Origin of the sequence: Streptococcus sp. S1 (assembly GCF_034137685.1) — a bacterium.
In the GTDB taxonomy this organism is placed as follows: domain Bacteria; phylum Bacillota; class Bacilli; order Lactobacillales; family Streptococcaceae; genus Streptococcus; species Streptococcus dentalis.
This window is the reverse complement of record NZ_CP139418.1, coordinates 958331-981793: the sequence shown is the minus strand read 5'-3', so window position 1 is coordinate 981793 and position 23463 is coordinate 958331. Positions and strand designations below refer to the sequence as shown.

Here is a 23463-nt window from a genome sequence, read left to right as displayed (position 1 = left end):
TCATTCTCCGTAAATTTCAATGTCTGTTGTATCACGCTCAGAATTGGCAGTAGCCATCGTTTCATTGTTGATACGTTGTACCATTTGACCAGCTTCTTCTTCCGTTAGTTTCAATGCCCGTTGAATCGCTGTCTTACGGTCAACCAAACCACTTGCAAGAGCTTTTGTCCAGTATTCAAGTTCACTATTGCGATCAGTAAATACACCATCGTCTAAATTGACGCTGATCTGTTCCATTTCTGGAATAGGCCCACTATAAAACTCATAGAGAAAGCCAAGCTCACAAATTGAAATGACTAGCTCTTTCAAAGATTGCTCAACCAAAGAAACAAGACTGTTTCTCATTTGGTAAGTGTCTGAGTTCTCACTCACGATTTCCGTTGCGGTCTTCATGCTCTTACCGTCAAAACTAAACATACCAGCAGATACACCTATCTGCATTTCAAAAAGGCTCAAACCTTCGTTAATAGCCTTGATATAGTCTTCTGAACGAATAGGAGTTGTTAAGTCTGTGATACCAATAACACCGTCAATGTTCCCTGTATCAAATTTCTCGTATACATTTTGATTAGGATCAAACTTGCGTGTAACAGTGACTTTCTCATTGCGTGAGTTAAATTCAGTACGTACTGTCTGCTCTGGGACTGCTACTCTGCGTTGTCCCATCTTGACTTCCCACTTAAACTCATCATAAGTCGTATTAATAAAATCGATTGTGCTCTTGGCATTGTCAAAGATAGACAGACCCAAAGGACTGTTAATATCTTTGTTATTCATGCCAGCAGTCTTTAAGTAAGTGAATAGTGGACGGCTCAAGCCTTTAATTGTTGTTGTCTCGTCCAACTCCTCGTAGAGCTCAGACAATGGTACACGATCACCAACGCGGTCCTTAACCTCTGACCTGTAGAGTTCGTTCGTGATTGTATATTCCTCTTCGTTCTTCCACTCATGGAACTCGATCAAAGTGTAATATACATTCTTTTGCCCCTCTGACTTGATTGTTTTAGTGACAATAGCAGCGCTCGAAACATCTTGCGTATTAGACCTCATAGGGAGGAATACTGGAGCTTGTACGAAAGCAATCTTAATCTTATCACCGTCAACATAAGGACGCATAGCAAGTCCACCAAGAGCAAGACAGCTTTCAAAATATCGCTCAAAATTCTTGTTAAAACGATCATTCAGTAACACGCTTTGCACATACTCATTAGCACCACTTACAGTTTCATCAACTGAGATTGTAGCCTGCTCATTGTATACAAGACTTGCAATCTTCTTCGATGCAGTCCGTCCAATTGGTAGATGGTTGAATGGTCGCTTCACCATGTCTCCATTTGAGTTCATATACTCAACATCTTCCCACTTCGATTGATAATAACGCAAGTTGCGCATAATCCGTTTATATTCATCTTTGCTTACTGCTATCCGTGGGTGTTCTGTGATATTGCCTAGCGATTGTTGTTGCATCGCATACTGTCCTCTCTTAAAAATATTTACTATTCGTTGTATAATTCCCATTTAGATTAAACCTTTAAATTAAGATAACGTGCGTTATCAATTACAAAATATTGTAGGGCATCGACTGTATGGTCTTCTTCCTTAACGACTTTAGGATCATCATTCATGATTGATTTCTCTTCCCATTGATATTTTTTATGCTCCTCAATAAAATACTTCAAATTGTTTATCGTTTTTAAATAAAAAAAGCGCCCCTCCGCTAGAAGCGACTGCACATATTCAGTCATGACAATCTTTTTCTTTTTTGCGACTGGATGCCAGCGTTCGCCAAAGTCTTCGAAATATTGATTACGCAACGCGCCCTCTGCACTATCTATCGTCATGTTGATAATAGGAGCGTTTGGGAATTGCTTCGCTTGCTCTGTCACAAAATAATGCAACTCTTTAGATAGCGTGCTGGGAGCTTTCTTGTGCGTCTTACCAGCAGGGCTGTAGTAGTAGTTGTCAACTAAATAGACCTTGTCAGCACTTGTCATAACTAGATGCAAGCAAGTTGTAGCAGACTGTTGATGCCCGCTATCGACTGCAAAGAATTGACCGATCACACGCTCATTGCTTGGTACTTCTGTAGCAGATTTAAAAAGTTCCATGTTATACACGTTCGTACCAAGCCCAACCGGCTCACCCAGGTAAATGTATCGGTAGTAGTCGTAGTCGTTCTCTTTAATGCGTTCAATATCTTCCAGCATTTGCTCAGTAACGAAACCTAACTTATCATCTAAATAAGATGACGAATGTACAAGATAATTCTCGTTATCCTTTAGTTCCTCTGCCCACTCATTGATCCAGCTATATGGATTGCGTGGTGGGTTATACGACCAGAAGAATTTCACAAAGTCAATATCTGGATGCTTCTGTCGCATAAAAGTCACGTTCGACTGGTCAAAGTCTTCTTTGTTGCTAAATTCCGCAGCCTCCTCATACCACACGGCAATAATATTCCCGATGTCATTTGATTTGAGCTTCTGAAAATCGTCTTGGCCGTAGAAATAAAAACACGATCCCGTGACTGTGTCTTGTATTTTAAATGGCGATACGGTAGCCTTGAACCGTCCAGATAACCCGAACTTATTCAAAGCCCACTGTATTTTTAAAAAGACACTATCTCGAATAGTGTTACCAACTTTTCGAATGACTACTACATTCGCTTTCTTGCCAGCGATCAGGAACGGTATCATCATATAAACAAGTAATAAGGCTACTACCGAAGACTTGAAAGAGTTCCGTCCACCTTTCAGAATGTTGTAAGGCTTGCTAGTTGTCCAGACGCTTTTAAAATGAGGATTGATGTTTTTCTGGATCTTAACTTCCATCTTTTGCCCACTCGTCTATGATTGTGATATTCAAATCTGAAACCATACCTTGCTCCATCTGCGTCCTCAACTTCTCTATTTCGAGTTCCAGTTTTTCTGCTTGTTTAGCGGTTGGGTATCGTTTTAATAATTCTTGGATTGCCTTGATAACCGTTGCGTTATCTGCTTTTTTTGTAAGCCTACGGACCTCGCCAGTTGTAGGGTCCATCATCAAGACCTCCTCATCACGCTTCCCTCTCGCAATGTCAGACAGGATGCTTAGAGCTTCTTCTGCGCTCATGATGTTTTTAGCTTGTAATTCAGCCATCTTTTCGTCCAGGTAGGCTTTAATTTCAAGTTTTTTCAAGTTTTGACCAGCTATCCTACCAGCAGTCTTCTCGCTGTATCCAGCTTTGAGCGCTGCTTGAGTAGCATTGCCAGAGATGATGTACTCATCTACAAATCGTTGTTGCCTCATTGATAATTTGGCGATTTTCCATCACCCCTTTCGTAAAAAAATAAAAAAGATCGGTTTAATCCGATCCCGTTGGTATCAATAAGAAAGACAAGGAGCAAGTAACGTGAAAAATCATCAAAACTATTTTTTGGAGATAAAACTTTGAAAAAAACGCTCAAACCGCTTGGAGTAGATGTCTTGTCCTCCTTGTCCATGCTACTATAATAGCACATTATTATTACCATAATGTCCCGTTTTGTGTCATAATTTCGATGCTAAATGCTCAATCGCAGATTTCTTAACCCGCTGATATGTTGTTCGTGAACAATTTAATTGTCCTGTCGTCTTGATCCAGTTGTATCCGTTGACATAAGTATAACGCAATACAGCTCTTTCAAGTGGATCTTCCAACCGATCGATTGCAGCGATTGTCTTTCTGCTTTCAGACCAAAGAGTCATAATCTCATTTTCGATCTTTTCTTTTTCGTCAATGATTTTCACGTTCAACTCTTCCGTCTTGTTTCCTTGTCTGCTCCCTTTTGGCTCGTCAGAGTAGACTTGTGCTTTTTGTACGAGTGATTCAAGTGCAAAGATTTCCTGTCTCTTTGATTTGATTGTATCATCAAGAAATTTAAGGTTATTCAGCCGTTTTTTAACGTTCATCCACCCACTCCATTCTGATCAGCCGCCTCTTTTAATTCCTCCGCACGTTGTCGTTCACGCATCTGATACTCACTGTTTAGTTTGTTTAAAATCACATCCTGCGCATTGGTTCGATCAGTCAGTCGCTCAATAGATATCTCATGCTCTTGTACTGTCCATTCGAGGTCGCTGACTTTAGTATTTAACTCATTGATCCGTGTGTTGAGATTGATACACACAATCATAAATACCAGTGATACTGATGCGAGGATTGTATAAAACAGTTTATTCATAACATTCCCTCCACATCTAAAATTTGGTCAATGATATTTTTTAAATCGTGTATATCATTAAAAGGTTTCACTGCATCGTACAGATTAATAAAGTACGAACCAGTTACAAATAAATCATCCTTGCCAAGTACAGCGATCTCTAGCTTGCCGTTTATTTGAGCAATGGATAGAGTTCTGTTGACCCGTATTGGTATATGTACATTATCTAAACTCATCATTTCTCCTTTCTGTTTCTAAAAGCTATCACACCAGCCCAGATCAAACCAGAGAGCCAGACTGCTGCGAATAATAAATAGATAAAGTTTTGTAAGCCCATGTTAATTCCCATCTATTTGTTATACAGTATTACATTGCTTGAGTGAGTGTAATATACCTCGCCATTTTCAAAAGTTACACGAACGCTATCTTGGTTGTCATATTTTGCCCATTGCTTTACTTCACCTTCGACAATTCGTCCGTCAACTAGTCTGATTTTTGCGTATTTGAAAGTAAAAGTTGTTCCAAGAATATCTTTATTTCCACACCCCGATAGTGTTATAAAAGACAAACAAACAAAAACTGTAATTAATAATTTTTTTATCATATTTCTACCTCCAGCAATTCTGGATTTTCGTAAATGTTGCCGATAACCTCAAATTTATAATAAGATAGATATAGCGGTTTCCATTCAGTCTTTCTATTTTTTAGTTCATCTACAAACTCGTAGATAAAACTTGCATAAGACCCATGCCATTTAACAATGACCTTTCTGCCATTATAATCAAGAATATCTTTTTCAAAGATTTCCTTTCCGTTTTTATCAAATAGACCTGTTGACTGCATGAGTTCAACTTCTTCAGCCCCACGGTAGAAGGTTATAGCGTCCCCAATATAATCAAATTTCCCATCATCCCAATTAACTTCGTACACTAAATAGATTTCTTTATCTCGCTTGTCCCACGCTCTATATTTTGAAATCATTTTTCCACCTCCTCAACTTCAAACAGTGGGCTATCGAACACTTCCCCAAAACCAGCTTCTTCAAGCTCTTCTTTTGTGTGGCATAGTCTTGTTGCATTTGAATCCTGATTTATACCAAAATACCATTTTTCAATAACCCCATCGTATTTAAGATATCGTGTACCACTTTGGATATTTTTAAATTTAACTTTATACTTCTTCTCTTTTCCGACCTCGTAACCGAACTGGTGCATATTGACTAGCGTTTGAAAGGCTTTATTGCTTTTATTAAACCATTCCTTAAACTCACTAGGTTTTTGATCTTTCCAGTCACTAACGTAATCCCATAATTCATAGTCCAGATTACTTTTATGTTCCTCATACCAATCCGCCACAAACTGCTTTACTACTGGCTTATTCAACTCTTGCCGAACCTTATCAGCGTCTTTTAATTGCTGACCGACATATTCGCCCTCAAACCTCCCTTGCTCATAACCAGTCTTGTATTTTAATATTCCATAATCACTGCCTAGTTCATTTAAAATTGCATCTAGCCATACTATTTGAGTGCCACTATCAAAATCTTTAATTCGTGCGATAACATCTTTTAGTTTAATCAGTTGTGGTTCGTCAATCTTTTTATGTACAAGGTTTTTATCAATTTCTACCACATCCAAGTTTTCAAGCTGAACCAGCAGTCCTTGATAACCTAATGTATCCGCAGCATGCCCTATCACGTAGCCTTTTAAATAAACTTTATCTTTATTCATCTGGTAAATCCTATTCTTTCACAAACGTTCCATCAATCCATTTACCCTTACGATCCTTGATTTCGTTATAGGCGATCTCAAAGCAATCTGCAAAGTCGTAGTCAAGTTCCTTACTAATTGATTTAAGATAAGCCACTGCACGCACTAGATTGTGTCTGCACATTTCCTTGCTTGCCAAATCCTGCGACAATTGGAATTCAGAAATATTTGCATTTAGCAATTTAAAACATTCCATTGCGTCCTTGCGTCTGATGTTGTCAGATTCCTCAAAGATAGCGTGTACATCGTCTTTAATTAATAATGCCAATCCTACAATCACAACTGCACAATCACCGATACTATCTTTAGTTAACTTCTCATTCTGCTTAAGATACCCAGCACACAATTCACCGAATTCCTCACTCAATTTAAGAGCCTGCTTGTCTAATCGTCCACCGTGTTCGAGGTCACGGTCAATAAACCATTTCTTAGTTAACGTTACTAATTCGTGTTCTAATTCCATAAACTTTTTATTAATCCTTTCTTTAATCGCTCGTGATCTTCCAATCGCTGCAGTTTTGCCAATATTTTTTTGTATAAGCAGGTCGCTGCTTGTATCCTGTAGTCGCTGTCGATCCAGCCTGATTGATCGCTTGATTAATTCAATATCCATAATAATCTCTATCCATTTCACTAAAACAGGGGAGTTGCTCTGCTCCCCTTTTTCAGAAAAACTAGATTAGAGGGCCTTTCTAATTTTATAGTGAGCAATGGCCAGCAGGTGGAGTTGCGCCACCCAAAGGGGTCTACAACTGGCCAGCTATCGGGACGGGTCGATAGCGGTAAAAAAATGTAACAAAAATTATAAGGGGTCCACGAAAGTACCCGCCCTAAAGATTATGGAAGGAGTCGAACCTTCCGAGGCTTCCAACCCTCGTCCGACATAACCCGTGATGGATCAGCTACATCACTATGAACTATCATCATCTTGACTTATGCAGTCTTGCCGATCGGTCGTAAGCGTATATCAGACTTACTTGTATGTAAATTCTTAAAGAAAGGACTCTCCTTTTTTATTTATAGGTTGATATACATTTTTGAATCGTGTGTTAAGGCATAAAACCAGTAGTTTTATCACGATTCGTTTTGAAGCGCCCCACTCGCTTCGGCATCAGTGTATAATATTTTAGTTTGTGAGGTTATGACCAGCAGACCGTTTAAAATCTGCCAGCCTTAATTAAAGACCTAGCTTTAAAGCGCGTTCTCTGTAATATTCCTTTATCGCTACCCGTCTCTTGCTTGGCTTTTTAAGTATGATGCTTTCGTTAGAATTGTCATCTCTTTCTGCGAATTGTTCCCTTGCTTCTTTCGCTTTCCTAGATTTCCTTTTGGTATTTTCTAAATAGTAGTCCATACATTCTAAAAGAAATTCATCGTTTAGCAATCCGTCAAAATAAATCAAATAAATTGGAGACGGCATCGCGTTTTTTCTTCTAGACAAAGAAATATATTTCGCTACTTCTGCAGGTCGTTCTGCGCCCTGATTCTTAAATACCTCAGTGTACTTCTCGTACTTACTAACCAGCTCGTCATGTTGTTTAAAAAATTCTTCCACTAGTGACATTATTTACCCTCGCATATTCAAGTTTTTCGCCTTTCCATTTACTAAATTTTTTTAATTTTGATTTCAATTCGTGGATTTGGTGAGTAAATCTTTTTGGTTGTATGCTCTACAACTTGGTTATCGTCCCACCAAATACAATTAGCGTCTGAAATGCTGTCATATATTGCTTTTTCCAAATTGTCCAAATCTGGCTTCTTGGCACAGTATATTCGCTCGCTCATAAATCGTTCATACCGTTCCCATGTTTTGGCCTTGGCCTTTGGTGTTGGTTTCTTCGATACGATTTGAGGTGCTTTCAGATAAAATGTGACTTCTGTCTTGAGATAGCCTTGTAGCTTCTCTCCCTTATACAAACTTTTGATAAGGTATGTAGCTGATCCGCGCCATGCTTTCATTTTTGGATCTTCGTAGGCCCCACCTCGCCCAAATTTTGGGCGGGTTTGGGCTTTCGGTTCGATAGGTATTGTTAATTCAATCATTTCTTACCACCTTAAAATAGTGTTAGTTGCTGTTTAAAATCTTCATCAGTAAGCCCGATTGATCTTAGATCGTTACTGATAGCGACCAGGTCATTGGTTACAATAACTTTGTTCAACTCCCTCGAATACCGCTGTGTCTGATATCCGCCCAGATCGTCCTTGTTCCAGATATCTTGTAAAGACTTGATTTCTGGATATTCTCTGGCAAAATGTTCTTCAATCCATGTCATAGGATTAGAACGGGAGATCATCATCTGAGATGTCCATAGGATTTGCGTTCATTGGTGCCTGCCGTGAGAAATCTGGCTGGCTGTAGCCTTGCGACTGCCCACCCTCACGTTCTTTGCGACTTTCCAATAACTGGAAGCTATCCGCGACTACTTCCGTGACATATACCCGCTGGCCTTGCTGGTTCTCGTAGCTTCGCGTCTGGATCCGTCCTGTAATCCCAATCAAAGCTCCTTTTTTGGCCCAGTTGGCAAGATTTTCTGCTTGCTGTCGCCAGATCACGCAGTTAATAAAATCTGCTTCACGCTCTCCGTTCTGGCTTTTAAAATTACGATTGACAGCTAGGCTAAAAGTTGCTACTGCTTGATTTTGAGGGGTGTATCGTAGTTCTGCGTTTTTTGTGAGCCTTCCAACAAGGCAGATAGAGTTCAGCATAATTTTTCTCCTTTTTTCCATTTGTATTTGTATGTGCCTACCAATGCTGTTGGTATCCCTAAAATTCTTGAAATATCTACATTCCTTAATCCATTTTCAAACATAGATACCATCTCTTTTCTAGAATATTTATATTTCATTCGTTGTTCTGTATATGTTCTTCTTTTTATTTTTTCTCTTTTTAGAACTTCGATGATTGTTGTGCAGTTAGTCCCACTATATTTTTTAGCAAGATATTTAATGGATTTGCCCGAAATATATTCAGAAATAACTTGTTCTTTATTTTTCCATGCAAAACTTTTGTGATTTCCATAAATAGACGAATGAACCATATTTTCTTTTTGTGTGCACCATTCCAAATTTTCGACATTGTTATTTAAAGGGTTGCTATCCAAATGATTTACATACGGCTTATTTTCTTTGTTTGGGATAAAGGCTTCTGCCACTAGCCTATGTACTTTTAGAGACTTCTTTATTTTGTTCTTTGCAAGCTCTACTTTTCTATAGCCAGTCGTCGTCATAGATGTTTTTAGTATTCTAGGTTTTTTATATCTTTCATGATAGCTTTTTATCCTCCCACGGTTTGATACTTTATACAAACCCTCGTATCCCGAAATGTCCCTCCATTCTTCAACATTGTTCAACATACTTTAATTTCCTTTCAATTTACCTAATAGCATTTCTGCTTGTTCTACTTGTGATTGCTTAATCTGCTTGTAGTCTGCCACTTTTAAGTGTTGCAAAAACCATTTAGCGATTGAGCCATCTTCTATCCCTTTCGCTTCTGCGATAGTAGCTATCTCTTTCAAATAGCGGTTAGCTTCCTCTACTGAAATAACGGGTTCATCTTGTTTTTTTGCCGGTGCTTGTTTTTTCGTTTGTGGTGCTCGTCCACTTTGGATATAATCGGCATCCGTGTCAGCATCTTTGCTATCGTCAATCAAAAACATTTGACTGAGTGCGTACTTAGTAGCATAGCTTTGCGCACCACCAGACACTTGAGAAGCATCCATACCTTTTTTTGTGCGTTCTTCCCTTGCTCGTCCGGTAACTGTAATCACGTTGTCGCCATCCCAATCCATGAGTGAAACAGTAACTTTTGTGATAAGTTCGCTTGCTAATTCTTCAGTCGTTACCTCTGAAATCAAGCACGTTGCACGATATTTTAAACAGATAGGCTTCAACGCTTCTTCAATATCTTCAGCATTGCGATAGTTGTATTTTCCGAATGAGTTATACTGATTTTTAGGTGCTTTTAATTCGTTTTGAATATTCGCCAATTTTTCATAGATACTTTGCTTTTTTTCTACCATTTTTTCAATTCCTATCTGATACTCAAATTCTTGTTTTCTACCAAGGTTGCTCCAGCAATTTCTTGCCCGTCTGTCAAAAGTCGTTTTAAAGCCGTCTTATCGGCCTTGTATTCGACTTTTTTGTACTCGTCTGGCAACAATACCATGTCAACTTCAACGGCCTTAGATCGTCTAAATGACACCTTAAACAAGGGTGTGTCTACTCGGTCGTGTCCCGTTAGTTCCATGCTTTCTTCAAGGGTCGTTTTCATTCGGTCCTTCTTGGCCTTGTCCGCATCGTTCAACTTCTTCAAGCGGTCCATTTCGTTTTTTCGGGCTTCGATATCTGCATCAAGGTTCTTAATGACTTTGATATATCCCTCTACCTTATTCTCGTAGTCCTCGTTCCAGTCGATGCTGTCCAGTGTGTCCTGCTTGGTTTCATCGTCCATATCCAGATTGTAGATTTCCAGATATTGGCCCGTCAGTTCGTATAGTGTACTCATTGTTTTATCTCCATTTTTTATACTTATACTTCGTCATCATCACCTAAATACCGATAGCCAGATCCATACCAATGCCATAGATCTGGATCTCTTGGTTCTCGACATTCTAAATAATCGTCATCATCTTCTCTAAACATTTTTAATCCTTCTTCTGATACCATCTGTCTTCTATGACTTCTACTGGTTTATTTAAAACCCATGCGCACATCTGAAACGGGTTGAGAAAGAATTTTTCCTTCTCGCACAAATCAACAAAGTTTAAAAACTGTTCTTTGGTGATCTGTGTATTAAAGTATTCTTGCATGTACCGTTTAAACTCACGAAATAAGTTGCTATCAGTTTTAACTTTCTTAAAATCAATCTTATTCACTGGCTAAAAACTCCTTCAACCGTCTTTCATATTCTTCGTCAGACATTTCGGGTTCTGGCTCTTTCTGATTCTCTGGCCTTAAATTGGACCAAGAAGGAATATTTCCGTAAGGATCACTTTGAGTTTTGTTGGACTTCTTCCGTTCGTACTCTTCGTCAGCTAACCTAATCTGTTCAGCCGTTCTCAATCCTTGTCCGTCCCAGCGCTGGAGAATTGACATAGTATATCTAAGAGACTTACCTGCATTTAGGATCGTTTCGTTTAAAGCTAAAACCACAAGTTCTTGTCCGTACTGTTTAAGTAGTCTTTCAACCTCTTCGACCATAGTGCCATTCACACTCATTTCTCCAAAGGCTTCCTTTAATTTTTTAAAAACTAAATTTTCACCACCAACAGCATTTTTTTGTTCTTGGTCTAGGTCTAGCTCTATATCTTTCTCTATATCTATATCTATCTCTATATCTCCGTTGCGTTTTGTTGCATCGGTGTTGCATTGCAACGCTTTTTGACCCTCCCGATACTTGCGAGACCTACGGGTGCTTGCTGTTTCGCTACCTATCATCTCCGGAACTTGCTCCAAAGTGAATTGATAATTATCGTTTGTAGTCAGTAGATTTTTTTTTGATAAAAACATGAGCGCCATTCTGACTGCTTCAGTATCTTCATCAATCAGTAACGCTAGTTCTTCAGCTAAATCTTCAGCTAAACCCTCGAAATAGATTTTCCCTTCGTCTGGTAGACTGGCCAGCATGATTTTCAGATAAATAATGGTCAACTCTTCGCCCCCAGGCAATTTCCGCATCAGCTTCATTTCCTTTGATTTGAAGAAGTCTTCTTTGAGTTGTAACCAGTAATACCGTCTATTTGCTGCCATCTATACCTCCTGCATACCCCAATCATTGTCTGAATGTGAGTGCTTCCGTGCTTCCGCAAGATCTACAAATGATGCTCGGTAACCCTCGTTAAATTTCTCTTGCAAGTCTTCCTCGTACTGTCTCATGATTGCATCTTGTTTGGCTTTGCGGGCCTTTTTACGTTGAGCTTGTTTAAAGTCCCATACCGCACCAGCAAAGCCTGCTGTGAAGAATACTCCTGCAACTGCCATTGTTCCTAATAATTCGTTATACATGTTGTATCTCCTTCTCTAGTTCTAAAATCTCGTGTACATCGTTTAAGTCATACATGATGTACTTTCCTTGCTTGCGAAATTTCAAGCCCTTGCGTTTTAAACGCTTCAAGTATTCATTGCTAAAGCCAAATATTTCCTGTAGCTCTGCTTGGTTCACTGGTAGCAATTCCTTTTTAGCTTGTTCTTTCGCTTCGAGATAAATTTCTCTGATTTGTTCTTTTATCAATTCTTCAATCATTGTCTATCTCTCTATTCTGTGTTATAATTAATTTAGTTAATTTATTTGAGCGCTTTTTTCGAAAAGTGCTTTTTTATTTTTCTGGCCATTTCAACCAACTAAACTCATTTGGCCATTGCGGTTTTTGATTTCCAATTTAGTGTTGGCTGATGGTTCCCAGCTTCCCCAATAGTCAAATGCTTGTTCTTCATCTTTGCGTTTCAGCAAGTCATAGCGTGGGATTCGGAAGTATTCTTTGAAGTCTTTAGCTGCCTGAGAGAATACCGACTGCGCAAACTTGCGATCTTTGTACGCTTGACTGTCTTTACCGCCAAGTAATTCAACTACTTTTTGTTTTCGCATCTTTTCAAGCGCCAAGCAAATGGATGGATTTACTGGTTGCTCATTTTTTAAATAATCCACATCTGCTGATAGAACGGATTGACCTTCTTTCAGCTTTTTCAACTCCTGCAAAGCGTGGATCATTGTATCTTCTACTGTTAATTCTGTTTGTGCCATAGCGATTTCGTTCATTATTCAAATTCTCCTTCTAAAATGTTATTTTCTTTACGAATGTCGTTCAGATCGTTGAAGAATCTCAACCCTCGACTGATAAAACTGTCAAATTCGTCTCGGACGATTCCATCTGCTTTTAAGACATTCTTTTCGTCTGCATAGATTAGACCGCCCATGCTTGCCAAGAAGTCATTCCCTTTTTGTAAAAGGCTTGTTATGTTCTTATAAGCCGAGATCTGCTTCTGTACGCTGTTCAGTTGTCCTTGCGATTCTTCAATCGCTCGTGTCAGTTCATCGTATTGAGCAGATTTTTTGTCAGCCTCTGCACGCTGGGCCATCATCTCGTTTAGTTTGTTACTGATGAACTCAGAACGCTCTTCCATAGCCTTCATGCTGTCGGACAGTTCCTTGTTCTTCACTAACAATCGCTTATTTAGCTCCCGTGTGGCACTGTAATCGTCTGGAACAACTTCCTTGATTGTTTCCCTCACCTCAACTTTAGAAGCCTTTAGAGCCTCATTCTCGCCCTTTAGAAGCTCATTCGCTTGTTGGCTTAGTTTGAGTTTGTTTTTGACTTCTTTCAGCTCTCGTACAGTTGGGGTGTCACCATCTTCGATACGCTGGATCTGCTCCTGTTTTTCCTCTTCTGGAAGAGTTGCGATCAGATGAAGTGCTGTTGTTCCTAAATTTCGAAACGTTTCGAAATTTGGAAGTTCTTTAGCAATTTTCATTGATTTACTGGCGAAATCCTTATCAATACCGAGACCGAGGTACCAATCCATGAATTCACCGTGAGCAAGATCGTTCTCCTTTACATGATTTAATCGCCTACCAATTTCCCAAATTGACTGACCAGCAATTTGTTTGTGGTGGCTGATTTCAAGTTCTATCTGAGATAGATTATTTGATAAAGTTATTTCGTTCACTCTTTAATTCCTTTCTAATTTGGTATAATAATTAATAAAAAGCCAGGTTATTTCAAATCTAATATCAGGTCAATTTAGCAAGTAAAGTTAATTTCACTTCTGCATAGCCGTTCTCGGTTGTATTTTTTATTTCAAATCCTATAAGAGTTTTTAATTCTTGGCCGTTCAAGGACACTTTATCCTCACGGATTGTAAGTTCTTCCATATCTACTCCTCAAATCTTTCCTACTCAATCCCATAATCTTCAATAACCTGAAGAATGAAACTGTTCGCTCGTGGACCTTTTGTTGTTCCACTTAAAATATTGGTAACTTCCTGTCGTTTAAAACCATAAGCGACCGCTAGAGTTGATTTTTTAATGCCTTTCTCTTTCAAAAAAGCATTAACCTTTTCACGACCGTTTGCGATATCCGGCATATAAAATCCTCCTTTCTATCTAAACTCGTCCAAGCTGACTTTCAGTGCATCAGCAATTTTGCACATATTCGTCCACGACATCTCTTTCAATCTTCCAGCCTTTAGGTTAGAAAAATTCGATTGATGGATTCCTGATTCTTTGGCCAATCTATACATAGACCAGTCTCTTAGTTTTAATTGATGTTCAATTTTATCCCACATTCAAAATACTATATATTGTGTTTTAACAATATATTTACCCCTTTCCTGTACAACATATTGACAAATAAAAGCATTTAAGCTATAATATATTTTGACTAAAACGTTTTGATAAGACCTTTCTAACTCCTTATGAAAATAACAAGTCAAATAATTAAGAAAGGAGAATTGTTTATGGCAAGAAATACTAAGCAAACCTCTGCTAAAGTCGCCACCAAAGCAAGTAAAGCTCTTCGTGACGGGCGTTCTTCTGCTCGAACAAAGTCTATCGCTGGCTCGGCACTTTCACAGACTCGTAAAAAGTAAAACGATATAGTCTGTGTTCAGGATGTAGCTTTTCCCTTTTTCGGTAACCTTTACTAGGTTCTGATCGGGGAAAAGTTTTTTTATTTCTTCAGGAACTTCTTGGATATCGCATATTCCGAAAGAAATTTCTGAGTCTATCGTTGAAATCCCACCTATTTTCACGATTGCGCTCCTCCTTTTTTACAAATTTGTAAAGAAGAAACAACTAAAACTTTTAACTATTTTTTATCTTTTCGCTTGACTTATTTTAGATGTTTGTCTAAAATAAAGGCATAATAAAAACAATGATAAATCTATAAATACCGTTCGCCAAAACATTTTTATGATTTATTTCTTAGTTGTTTTTTTAGTTGTTTCTTAATTACAAATACTATTTTAGTCGTTCATCTAATAAATGTCAAGTATTTTAGATGAAAAAATAAAATATTTTTTTGTAATGCTTCAGAAAGGTTGATAAATCAATGTTTGAGACATTCGAAAAAATTAAAATATTAGCTAAAAAACAAGGGATTTCTCTAAATACTTTGGAAGAAAGAGTCGGTTTAGGAAAAAATTACATTTATAGTCTTAAGAATAAAAAGACTCCTTCAGCTGAACATATCGCAAAAATAGCCGACTATTTCAACGTGTCCACCGACTACCTATTGGGACGCACAGATAATCCCAAAATTACAACAGGCGGTGATGCTTCTGCACCGCTTGACCTTCGAGACATTGCTGCGCAATCTATGTTGTTCGATGGTAAACCACTTACTGAAGAAGATATTGATTTTATTACAGCGGTCTTGGAGGCACACTTAAAAAATAAATAGAGGTGCACTTATGACTGTAAAAGAGCTTTGCGCCCAAGAGGGTGTAAATCTATGCTACTTTGACGGGAGCGAATGGCACAGCCCTGGCTTCTTCAATCCGGCATTAAAAGTCCTTGCTATTGATATCAATCTATCGGAGCAAGATCAAAAACAAGTAGCCCTACATGAATTGGGCCATAAAGAACATACACCCGTCCAGTATGAGATTAATAGGGAGTTGTGTGAACTTCAAGCTGATCGTAGCATGATTCATCATCTATTAGGAGAAGAATTGAAAACTATGGATGACGTGTCCGAATTTAATTATGTTCATTTCATGGAGCGATATAATTTGAAAACCATTGCGAATGAAGCAATGGTGATAGAAGAATACAAGGTATTTGCGGAAGAAAAGGGTTATTTTTATGAAAATAGGAGTTAGAAAGCCAAGCCTTTCAAAAAGTCTAAAAGCTAGAACCACTTCCAAATAGAGAAGTTATGAACAATGTTAGTTGGATCCTTGAACATGAATAAGTGATATTGTTAATGAAAGAATAATAAATGGGTTTTATAAAGAAGATGTTTGATCATTTCAAACAAACTGCTACTGCTACCGAAATTAATAAGATAACACGGGAAGATGATACGCTACAAATTGGTGATATAGTTCTTTTGTATTGGATTGATACAAACAATGGGGATTTTTTCCCATCATATTTTGAACAGGAATATAAAATCAACCCTCAACTTCATAGAAATAAATTAATCCGACTAGGATTGCTGACATTTCAAAAATCAGAAAAAAGTTTATCTAAGCTTAAAGTTGCAGAGTTAAAAGAGATTTTAAAAGTTAAGTCTTTACCAGTTAGTGGTAAAAAATATGACCTCATACAAAGAATTATGAATAATTTTGATCTGCTAGAAGATAGCATCCCATCATCGATTTGTACCACGAATACAGGGCAACAGATTTTAATTAATTACGAAGGTCTTATTAGAGCACACAAAGATCCATATATATCAGCATTTGAATATATGGAATACTCTGAAAATGACCCTTACCTTTCATATGACATTATTAAAATTAAAATTTTGAACGACCGGATCAATAACAATATCAATTCTAAATTATTTGGTCTTGTTAGAAATGACTGCCATGCTTTTGGTTGCTTCTTTCTAGATAAGAAAGATTATAAGTTAGCATTAAAATATTTTATCGAAACAATGTTATTTGATTGTTCTGGGCTTAGTAATAGTTATGAGTATATACAAGGTCCTGTTTATATACCACCTATGACTAATAGTTATGTTGTTACAACTATCCGCAATATCGCAGAAGAGTGCGACTTAGATGATTATAATTCTGCATTTGAGCTTGCAAAAAAAGAAATCAAAAGCTTGAAGAAAAAAATGTTTCTTACAGAAGGAGACTTTAGTTTTATTAAAAGTAACCTTCTGACAGAAGATCTTTTCGTAATAGAAGAATATCTTAAAAAATACAGTGAATTCGCCCTATAATTCTTAATAGACAGCTGGCATTCATCAATAAACATTGATTTCGGCGCTCCTTTGGTAATAGAAAAGACAAGGCATATTTAAGAAGTTTTAACAAGAGATACAAAGATATACCGATTGATTCAAACAGTGACTTTAGGATCATCGGTAAAGTCGTAGATGTGTATAGGGAAGAAAAATAAAAACCATCGCAAATGAAACGATGGTAATCGATGAATATAGGTCTTTCATCAATGAAGTGAAGGACATGGAGAAAAATAATGCAATTTAATTCTCATGGGAACCTAGAAGGTGGTATAATAGAGTCAAGTTCTTTACTAGAAATTGAAGAATTTTTAGTAACAGCATTTCCAAATTCGAGAACAAGAAAAAGAAATTTCGATTCTTTTAAATCGTTCTTGGATCAACTAGATACTTCTAAAATTAAGCGTGTCTGGTTAGATGGTAGTTTTTGTTCAAACAAGATTGATCCAAACGATATAGATTGTGTTGTGTTTGTGGATCCACAGTTCGGAGATTATATTGATCATTTAATGGATATGCATAATCTTTTTAAGACACAATATCTTGATATTTATGCTACACCAGACAAAGAGTTGATTGATTTTAGTCTTGAATGGGCAGAAGAGGCTTTTAGAAATTTTGATTATCAAGAAAAGTATTGGCAAGGACAGTTTGGCTTTGACAGAAATAGAGAGCACAAAGCAATTGTTGAATTAAGATTGGACGGTGATGAGTAATATGATGGATGTATATGCAAAAATAATAGAACAAGACATTAATAATATTCCAGACTCTAGTCCATATAAAGCTTCTATGATTGAAGGGCTTAAATCAATACAACTATTCGAGTCTGAAAAATTAAAAAATAACAGAGTTAAAAACGTACTCTCTGTCCGCTTGATGGCCGACTCTTACGAATCAGGACAAATCGGTCTAAAACCTCTAACCGAAGTGCTCTCTTCTCTTGAAAATATACAAAAGAATGGACTCGCTTCGATTTCTGGCTATTCTGGCAAACGTGGCAAAATCCCTAAAGATATACTTTCTAAAAATGAATTAATTATTACAGCGACTAGAGCAGGTTCTTTTGTAGTTGATTTAGCAATGAAAGAAAGTCAGTTGTCAATATTTGAAGAAGAAAATCATCCGGCTAATAAAATTATGGAAGATGTTACCGATTTTCTTCAAAATAAAATAGAAATTGCTGACTTTGTTGATAAATATAGCCCTCGCACATTTGGTTCAGTCAAGAAGCTTATTTCTAATTTAAACAGCGAAGGCATAGGTTTTGAAATTATAGATGACATAAAAAAACAAACTGCCTCTTTCCCAAGGGAGAAAGTTAAGGAGATTAATACAGAATTAAAATCTACATATATTGAAAAACGTGAAGGAATGAATATTATAGGGAAACTAACAAAAGTAGATCTTGGGACTCAAAAAATTACATTAGATACAGATAGTGGTGCTATTACGATAAAGGTAAATGATGAAAAAATTAAAGATTATCGTTTAACAACAAATGACGTTTATGAAATAACTACTAATGTTAGAGAAGTAGTTCGCAAAGGACAACGAACACAAACATATTCAACCAACTCGATTGATAAAATCACTAAGAAATAACAAAAAAATCCCCACACTCTCCGACGGCAATCTTGAGTGTGAGGAATACAGTATAAGAAAAGCCATTAAAAAGGTCTTTTTCTTATACCTATTTTACCAAGAAATGAGGTAAAAGGCAATGATCAAAAAATACTTAACCAAAGACGGGGAAACTCGTTATATGCTCCAAGTGTATTTAGGTGTTGACCCATTTACAGGGAAACAAAAGCGCACTACTCGAAGAGGGTTTAAGACGCAGAAAGAAGCTAAAAAAGCAGAACGTGAGCTACTGCTATCTGTAGAGGAAAACGGTTTTACAGATCATTCCAGCAAGCCCACGTTTGAAGAGGTGGCCAATCTCTGGTTAGAAAGCTATGAAACAACTGTGAAACCTACGACATACCAGAATACACGGAAATATTTAAATATCCTTATTAAAGATTATTTCAGTGATATCAGAATAGAGAGTATATCTGTTTCGATGATGCAACAAATTGTACTTAAATTAAGTAAAAGATATACTGCTTATTCTCTCTATCTATCCGTTGTCAATCGTGTGTTTAAGTTTGCGATGTCGCTAGGAATCGTGCAAGCCAATCCTGTTGATAGGATTATACGACCGAAACAGCAACCGCCAAAAAGCGAAAAGATAGCTCTCACTAAAGAGGAATTAAACCAATTCCTCACACTAGCCAAAGAACACGCAAGACCTGTACTGTATGCAGCATGGCATACACTAGCATATACTGGTCTGCGAAAGGGTGAGCTACTAGGACTTGAGTGGTCTGATATAGACCTTGATAACAAAGTGATATCTGTACAGCATAATCTTGTGATGGTTAATGGTAAGTACAGAATACAATCACCAAAAACAAGAAAGAGCATACGCAAGATCACGATAGACGACATTACCGCTTCCGTACTCAAGTCGTGGAAGCTGGAACAGAAGAAATTATTTTTTAAAAATGGTGTAAAGAATAGCAATATCGTATTTTCTGGTTCGTCTGGAGAATATCTGGATAAGTCACATTTTAGAGTTAGTCTCAAGAAATTTTTGAAACGATACGACTTACCAGCTATCACGGTGCATGGTCTAAGGCATACACACGCAAGTTTGCTCTTTGAAGCTGGTGTAGAACCTAAGACGATATCGGACAGATTGGGCCACGCAAACATACAAACAACTCTCGATATGTACACACACTTAAACGATAACCAGCGGTCAGATGTTGCGGATCGCTTATTAAAATTCCTAGAAGCGTAGTCAAAAACGTAGTCAGTACACGAAAACCCTTGATACACAAGGGGTTTTTGTTTTATAGCATAATATAGTCTGTTTTATTACAAAGATAAATTAGCTAGGGATTTTCCTCGTCTTAAACAGTGGAACTCATCTTACACCACTGTTTGCTGGATGGCATTCATCTGGGCATAGATCCCGCCTTGTGCAACCAGTTCCTCGTGTCTACCACGCTCCACAATGCGTCCTTCAGATAAGACTAAGATCTGATCCGCATCTTGGATAGTGGACAAGCGATGGGCAATGATAAAGGTGGTCCGGCCCTTTTGCAGGACTGCCATAGCCTTCTGGATGATTTCTTCTGTTTCCGTATCGATGTGAGAGGTTGCCTCATCCAAAATCAGAATTTGCGGATTCATATAGAGCGTCCGCGCAAAGGAAATCAATTGGCGCTCACCACTTGAAAAGGCAGATCCTTTTTCTACGACTGGATGGTCTATCCCCTTTTCAAGGCGCTCTACAAAGGGCCAAGCTCCGACTTTTTTCAAGGCATCTTTGACCGCATTCCGATCAATGTGATCCTGACTCATGGCCACATTACTAGCAATAGTCCCTGTAAATAGATAAGGATCCTGCAGAACAATCCCCATGTGTCTTCGCAGGCTCTCACGAGAAACTTGGCGAATATCTTGACCATCGATCAAAATCGCTCCTTCTTGAGGATCATAAAAACGATAGAGCAGGTTCATAATCGAAGACTTACCCGATCCAGTATGGCCCACAAGAGCGATGGTTTGACCTGGACTAGCCTGAAAGGCAATATCCCGCAGAACTGGCTTGCCTTCTTCATAGGCAAATTGAACGTCGTCAAACACGACTTGAGCTTTTTCTATCTTCAGTTCCGATGCACCATCGGCCTCTAACGGTTGGTCTAAGAAAGCAAGGACGCGGCTCCCCGTTTCTAAGGATCGCCGAATATTTGGGAATTGACGACTAAGATTGGCCATGAGATCAAATAGATTAATCACATAGTTAATATTGATAAATAAGAAACCAGCAGTCACACCGATATTGCCTTGTAGGAAAGAAATCCCAGCGATGGTCAAAATGCCCGCAATCACTAAAAACTTGAGCAATTCCGTCAAGGTCCAAGAAGCGATAGAATCAGCCAGGAGGATTCGATCATTAGCTCCTAACATCTTCTGGGTAGTGGCTTCAAACTCATCCACCACACCAGGCTCTTGATGATAGAGTTGAATCATACTGGCACCGTGCAAGAGTTCATTGACCTGGGTATTGACCTCGCTTCGCGCATCAAAGAAATCCTTCATAGGCTGGTCCGTCATGACCTTGTAGAGATACTGGATCCCATAGAAAATTGGAAAGACCAAACACAAGAGAAGGCCCATCATAGGACTCAGGTAAAAGAGAATCCCTAGGATAAAGAGGAAACGCACCAAGTAGATGACTAAAATCATACAAGAGTTATAAAACTGGGTCCGCAAGGTCTCCGTATCATTGACAATTCTTGTCGCGATCTTCCCAGCCGGCTTATCATCAAAATAAGAAATAGGCAGCCCTTGCATGACTTGAAAGGCTTTGTCTCTCAGACTAGCGGTTACTTGATTACTTCCATATAGCAAGATCCGATTGCCCATGTAGCTAATCAGCTGCCCCAGGCTCAAGACCAAGAGATAAAAGCCTCCCATCTGAAGCAAGTCCCCTCGCCCGCCACCGTGGGTCAGTGCAGTCAAAGGCCCATCGATCATCTTTTGGAGAAGAAAGGGTGACAATTCAGAAAAAATGGTAGCTAGCAAGAGGCAAATAAAGCCAGCAAGAAAGACAGTTGGATAAAGCGTGATCCTCGATAATAATCGTTTCAAAACTTTCATCTTATTCTCCTTCCTGTTTTTGTTGCCGTTGGTATTGTTCATAATACCAGCCCTCTTGAGCTAATAAATCACTAGCCCTGCCTTCTTCTACAATACGCCCTTGATCCAAGACAATGATCCAATCCGCCTGATGAACAGCAGACAAGCGATGGGAAACAATGATGGTCGTCTTGTCTTTTCGTTCTTTTTGAATCGTGTCAATAATAGCCTGTTCAGTCTTCGCATCCACCGCCGAAAGGGAATCATCTAACAGCAAGAGCTCAGCATCTCTTAAGAAGGCACGCGCCAAAGAGATCCGTTGTTTTTGACCTCCTGATACAGAGACCCCTTTCTCACCGATCAGGGTGTCCATTCCCTGAGACATCCGCTCAAGATCATCCACAAAAGCAGCTTGGGCTACTGCTTCCACCAAGTCCTCTTGGCTGGCTCCTTTTTTACCAAGCGCTATATTTTCACGGATAGACTTGGAAAATAAAATATGTTCTTGGGAAACATAGCCAATTTTTTCTTCGATGGAGTGTCGGTTGTAGTCCACGATCGGTTGCTGGTTGACCAAGAATTCTCCCTCACCAACTGGGTACTGCCGCAAGAATTGTCGAACCAGGGTAGTCTTTCCTGCACCGGTACGACCAACAATTCCAACCGTTTGTCCTTTCTGGATAGTCCAATCAATGCCTGATAGGCTCTTTCGCTCAGCACCAGGATAGCTGAAAGAATAGTCCTTAAACTGCACCAAATCAATCTGCTCTAGGTAATGAGAACCATCTGGCTCCAGATCATCCGTTTCATCAATCACTTCTTTTAATTTTTTATAGGACATTTGCCCTGTCTGGTAGACCAAGATCAAGTCCGCCATCATCCACATAGGCTCAATTAAAAAGACCAAATACAGCTGTAAAGCCAATAACTTGCCAAGGCTCAACTGCCCGCTTGCCAGGGACTGGCCTCCAAATAGTAGGAGCAAGACCGTCGAGAATCCAATAAACAACAGGGCTAAAGGTCCAAAAGAATACTGGATAGAGGCAATTTTATCCCCTGTTTTGGATAGACTGGCTGTTTTCTTCTGAAACTGTTTGACCTGCTGGTCCCGTCTACTATAGGCCCGCATGACCCGAATTCCTTCGATGGACTCCAAGACTTCATCGTTCAACTGAGCGACCGCTTCCCGGTTTTGCTCAACATACTCCTCCTGCTTTCTACTCAAAAAATAGGTAGAGACGACGAGGAAGATCATGGGAATAAAGGAAATCAAGGTTAATTGCCAAGAAATGAAAAACATGGTCGGAATAATAAAGGCAAACAAGCCACCGCCAAACAGGAGCACCATCATCCCGTAACCAGCCATATCGGCCATTCCATCCACATCTGTCGTGAACCGCGTCAAGAGATCCCCTGAACGGAATTTCTCAAAAAAGGGACGCCGCATAGCTACTAGCTTACGAAACGCTTGTCCCTGAAGGGTTGCCTTGAAATGGACTGACGACTGAAAGAGTCGCAACTGCCAATAAAAAGCTGTCAGGTAATTAAGGATGGCTGACCCTACCAAGAGGACCATATCCCATACAAAGTTGGATTGCGTCAGCGTCTGCTGACTCAAATGATCCACTAAACGCTGGATAACTTGCGTCGGGATCAATAAGGTGTAATCATAAAGAATCAGGACCATAGCGATCTTCACATATCGCCACTTGCGTTCCCTGATATACTCCCAAATAGCTCTGATCATATATTCTCCTTTTCAAAACGGCACAGAAAAAACCCAAGCAAGGAGCTGAGTACGTGCTCAGTCCACACTTGGGCCTTCTAATGCCTCTCACCAATTCAGTTAAGGCAGGTAAAAATGCATACAAAAAACCCAAGACAGACTCCTCCATCTTGGGTTCC

Annotated in this window: 34 protein-coding genes and 1 pseudogene; 8 read left to right on the top strand and 27 right to left on the bottom strand. The window is 38.8% G+C overall.

What is annotated here, in order from left to right:
• The 25 genes from SM121_RS04775 to SM121_RS04655 form a co-directional block, all read right to left on the bottom strand.
• Positions 1-1518, bottom strand: coding sequence for a phage portal protein (locus SM121_RS04775; RefSeq protein WP_320911291.1), 1518 nt, complete (start codon positions 1516-1518; stop codon positions 1-3).
• Positions 1519-1523: 5 nt separating this feature from the next.
• Entirely contained in the window at positions 1524-2831 is a 1308-nt protein-coding gene (locus tag SM121_RS04770; protein WP_320911290.1) for a PBSX family phage terminase large subunit, read from the bottom strand.
• A complete protein-coding gene (locus SM121_RS04765) occupies positions 2821-3288 on the bottom strand; it encodes a terminase small subunit (RefSeq protein ID WP_320911289.1) in 468 nt (155 codons plus the stop codon). Before SM121_RS04765 ends, SM121_RS04770 begins: the two co-directional genes overlap by 11 nt.
• 240 nt (positions 3289-3528) lie before the next feature.
• Positions 3529-3930 carry a DUF1492 domain-containing protein gene (locus SM121_RS04760; RefSeq protein WP_320911288.1) on the bottom strand — a complete coding sequence of 134 codons (402 nt, stop codon included), beginning with the start codon at positions 3928-3930 and terminating at the stop codon, positions 3529-3531.
• A complete protein-coding gene (locus SM121_RS04755; protein WP_320911287.1) occupies positions 3927-4202 on the bottom strand; it encodes a hypothetical protein in 276 nt (91 codons plus the stop codon). The genes SM121_RS04760 and SM121_RS04755 overlap by 4 nt, the downstream gene beginning before the upstream one ends.
• Entirely contained in the window at positions 4199-4420 is a 222-nt protein-coding gene (locus tag SM121_RS04750) for a hypothetical protein (protein ID WP_320911286.1), read from the bottom strand. The genes SM121_RS04755 and SM121_RS04750 overlap by 4 nt, the downstream gene beginning before the upstream one ends.
• 110 nt (positions 4421-4530) lie before the next feature.
• A complete protein-coding gene (locus SM121_RS04745) occupies positions 4531-4785 on the bottom strand; it encodes a hypothetical protein (RefSeq protein WP_320911285.1) in 255 nt (84 codons plus the stop codon).
• Entirely contained in the window at positions 4782-5162 is a 381-nt protein-coding gene (locus tag SM121_RS04740) for a YopX family protein (protein WP_320911284.1), read from the bottom strand. The genes SM121_RS04745 and SM121_RS04740 overlap by 4 nt, the downstream gene beginning before the upstream one ends.
• Positions 5159-5911, bottom strand: a complete 753-nt coding sequence (locus tag SM121_RS04735; protein ID WP_320911283.1) for a DUF1642 domain-containing protein — start codon at positions 5909-5911, stop codon at positions 5159-5161. The genes SM121_RS04740 and SM121_RS04735 overlap by 4 nt, the downstream gene beginning before the upstream one ends.
• Positions 5912-5921: 10 nt before the next feature.
• Entirely contained in the window at positions 5922-6413 is a 492-nt protein-coding gene (locus SM121_RS04730; protein WP_320911319.1) for a MazG-like family protein, read from the bottom strand.
• A 714-nt stretch (positions 6414-7127) separates the two neighbouring features.
• Positions 7128-7514, bottom strand: coding sequence for a hypothetical protein (locus SM121_RS04725; protein ID WP_320911282.1), 387 nt, complete (start codon positions 7512-7514; stop codon positions 7128-7130).
• A gap of 41 nt (positions 7515-7555) precedes the next feature.
• The gene (locus tag SM121_RS04720) at positions 7556-7993 is read right to left on the bottom strand and encodes a RusA family crossover junction endodeoxyribonuclease (RefSeq protein WP_320911281.1); all 438 of its coding nucleotides are present in this window, start codon (positions 7991-7993) and stop codon (positions 7556-7558) included.
• A gap of 234 nt (positions 7994-8227) precedes the next feature.
• Positions 8228-8656, bottom strand: coding sequence for a single-stranded DNA-binding protein (gene ssb, locus SM121_RS04715; protein WP_320911280.1), 429 nt, complete (start codon positions 8654-8656; stop codon positions 8228-8230).
• Positions 8650-9303 (bottom strand): NUMOD4 motif-containing HNH endonuclease, encoded by a 654-nt coding sequence (locus SM121_RS04710; RefSeq protein WP_320911279.1) that lies wholly within the window; start codon positions 9301-9303, stop codon positions 8650-8652. Before SM121_RS04710 ends, ssb begins: the two co-directional genes overlap by 7 nt.
• A 3-nt stretch (positions 9304-9306) precedes the next feature.
• The gene (locus SM121_RS04705; protein ID WP_320911278.1) at positions 9307-9969 is read right to left on the bottom strand and encodes an ERF family protein; all 663 of its coding nucleotides are present in this window, start codon (positions 9967-9969) and stop codon (positions 9307-9309) included.
• Positions 9970-9980: 11 nt separating this feature from the next.
• Complete coding sequence (locus SM121_RS04700) at positions 9981-10454, bottom strand: siphovirus Gp157 family protein (RefSeq protein WP_320911277.1); 474 nt, start codon at positions 10452-10454, stop codon at positions 9981-9983.
• A 23-nt stretch (positions 10455-10477) separates the two neighbouring features.
• The gene (locus SM121_RS04695; RefSeq protein WP_320911276.1) at positions 10478-10615 is read right to left on the bottom strand and encodes a hypothetical protein; all 138 of its coding nucleotides are present in this window, start codon (positions 10613-10615) and stop codon (positions 10478-10480) included.
• A 201-nt stretch (positions 10616-10816) separates the two neighbouring features.
• Complete coding sequence (locus SM121_RS04690; RefSeq protein ID WP_320911275.1) at positions 10817-11698, bottom strand: phage replisome organizer N-terminal domain-containing protein; 882 nt, start codon at positions 11696-11698, stop codon at positions 10817-10819.
• Positions 11699-11953, bottom strand: coding sequence for a hypothetical protein (locus tag SM121_RS04685; RefSeq protein ID WP_320911274.1), 255 nt, complete (start codon positions 11951-11953; stop codon positions 11699-11701). It abuts the gene before it with no gap.
• Positions 11946-12191 carry a hypothetical protein gene (locus tag SM121_RS04680; protein ID WP_320911273.1) on the bottom strand — a complete coding sequence of 82 codons (246 nt, stop codon included), beginning with the start codon at positions 12189-12191 and terminating at the stop codon, positions 11946-11948. Before SM121_RS04680 ends, SM121_RS04685 begins: the two co-directional genes overlap by 8 nt.
• Positions 12192-12281: 90 nt before the next feature.
• Positions 12282-12704, bottom strand: coding sequence for an ORF6C domain-containing protein (locus SM121_RS04675; RefSeq protein WP_320911272.1), 423 nt, complete (start codon positions 12702-12704; stop codon positions 12282-12284).
• A complete protein-coding gene (locus tag SM121_RS04670; protein WP_320911271.1) occupies positions 12704-13612 on the bottom strand; it encodes a DUF3102 domain-containing protein in 909 nt (302 codons plus the stop codon). The genes SM121_RS04675 and SM121_RS04670 overlap by 1 nt, the downstream gene beginning before the upstream one ends.
• Before the next feature lie 64 nt (positions 13613-13676).
• Entirely contained in the window at positions 13677-13817 is a 141-nt protein-coding gene (locus SM121_RS04665) for a hypothetical protein (RefSeq protein WP_320911270.1), read from the bottom strand.
• Between the two features lie 20 nt (positions 13818-13837).
• The gene (locus SM121_RS04660; RefSeq protein ID WP_053794775.1) at positions 13838-14029 is read right to left on the bottom strand and encodes a DNA-binding protein; all 192 of its coding nucleotides are present in this window, start codon (positions 14027-14029) and stop codon (positions 13838-13840) included.
• Positions 14030-14044: 15 nt separating this feature from the next.
• Positions 14045-14230 (bottom strand): helix-turn-helix domain-containing protein, encoded by a 186-nt coding sequence (locus SM121_RS04655; RefSeq protein ID WP_053794776.1) that lies wholly within the window; start codon positions 14228-14230, stop codon positions 14045-14047.
• Between the two features lie 171 nt (positions 14231-14401).
• Here SM121_RS04655 and SM121_RS04650 point away from each other — a divergent pair, with 171 nt between their 5' ends.
• From SM121_RS04650 to SM121_RS04615, 8 genes and pseudogenes are all read left to right on the top strand, one after another.
• A complete protein-coding gene (locus SM121_RS04650; protein ID WP_260452459.1) occupies positions 14402-14533 on the top strand; it encodes a hypothetical protein in 132 nt (43 codons plus the stop codon).
• A 461-nt stretch (positions 14534-14994) separates the two neighbouring features.
• Positions 14995-15345 (top strand): helix-turn-helix domain-containing protein, encoded by a 351-nt coding sequence (locus SM121_RS04645; RefSeq protein WP_320911269.1) that lies wholly within the window; start codon positions 14995-14997, stop codon positions 15343-15345.
• A gap of 10 nt (positions 15346-15355) precedes the next feature.
• Positions 15356-15766: an ImmA/IrrE family metallo-endopeptidase gene (locus SM121_RS04640; protein WP_320911268.1), complete on the top strand. Its 411-nt coding sequence runs from the start codon at positions 15356-15358 to the stop codon at positions 15764-15766.
• A 119-nt stretch (positions 15767-15885) separates the two neighbouring features.
• On the top strand, positions 15886-16842 hold the full coding sequence (locus SM121_RS04635) for an SAP domain-containing protein (RefSeq protein WP_320911267.1): 957 nt from the start codon (positions 15886-15888) through the stop codon (positions 16840-16842).
• A 62-nt stretch (positions 16843-16904) separates the two neighbouring features.
• A pseudogene (locus SM121_RS04630) lies at positions 16905-17021 on the top strand (S24 family peptidase); the annotation flags it as partial.
• A gap of 78 nt (positions 17022-17099) precedes the next feature.
• Positions 17100-17579, top strand: a complete 480-nt coding sequence (locus SM121_RS04625) for a DUF6932 family protein (RefSeq protein ID WP_320911266.1) — start codon at positions 17100-17102, stop codon at positions 17577-17579.
• The gene (locus tag SM121_RS04620) at positions 17572-18468 is read left to right on the top strand and encodes a hypothetical protein (RefSeq protein ID WP_320911265.1); all 897 of its coding nucleotides are present in this window, start codon (positions 17572-17574) and stop codon (positions 18466-18468) included. The genes SM121_RS04625 and SM121_RS04620 overlap by 8 nt, the downstream gene beginning before the upstream one ends.
• A gap of 118 nt (positions 18469-18586) precedes the next feature.
• Complete coding sequence (locus tag SM121_RS04615; protein WP_320911264.1) at positions 18587-19711, top strand: site-specific integrase; 1125 nt, start codon at positions 18587-18589, stop codon at positions 19709-19711.
• A gap of 131 nt (positions 19712-19842) precedes the next feature.
• Here SM121_RS04615 and tetB(46) read toward each other — a convergent pair whose 3' ends face one another.
• Positions 19843-21579 (bottom strand): tetracycline efflux ABC transporter Tet(46) subunit B, encoded by a 1737-nt coding sequence (tetB(46), locus tag SM121_RS04610; RefSeq protein WP_320911263.1) that lies wholly within the window; start codon positions 21577-21579, stop codon positions 19843-19845.
• Position 21580: 1 nt separating this feature from the next.
• Entirely contained in the window at positions 21581-23305 is a 1725-nt protein-coding gene (tetA(46), locus tag SM121_RS04605) for a tetracycline efflux ABC transporter Tet(46) subunit A (protein WP_003013187.1), read from the bottom strand.
• Positions 23306-23463: the final 158 nt, after the last annotated feature.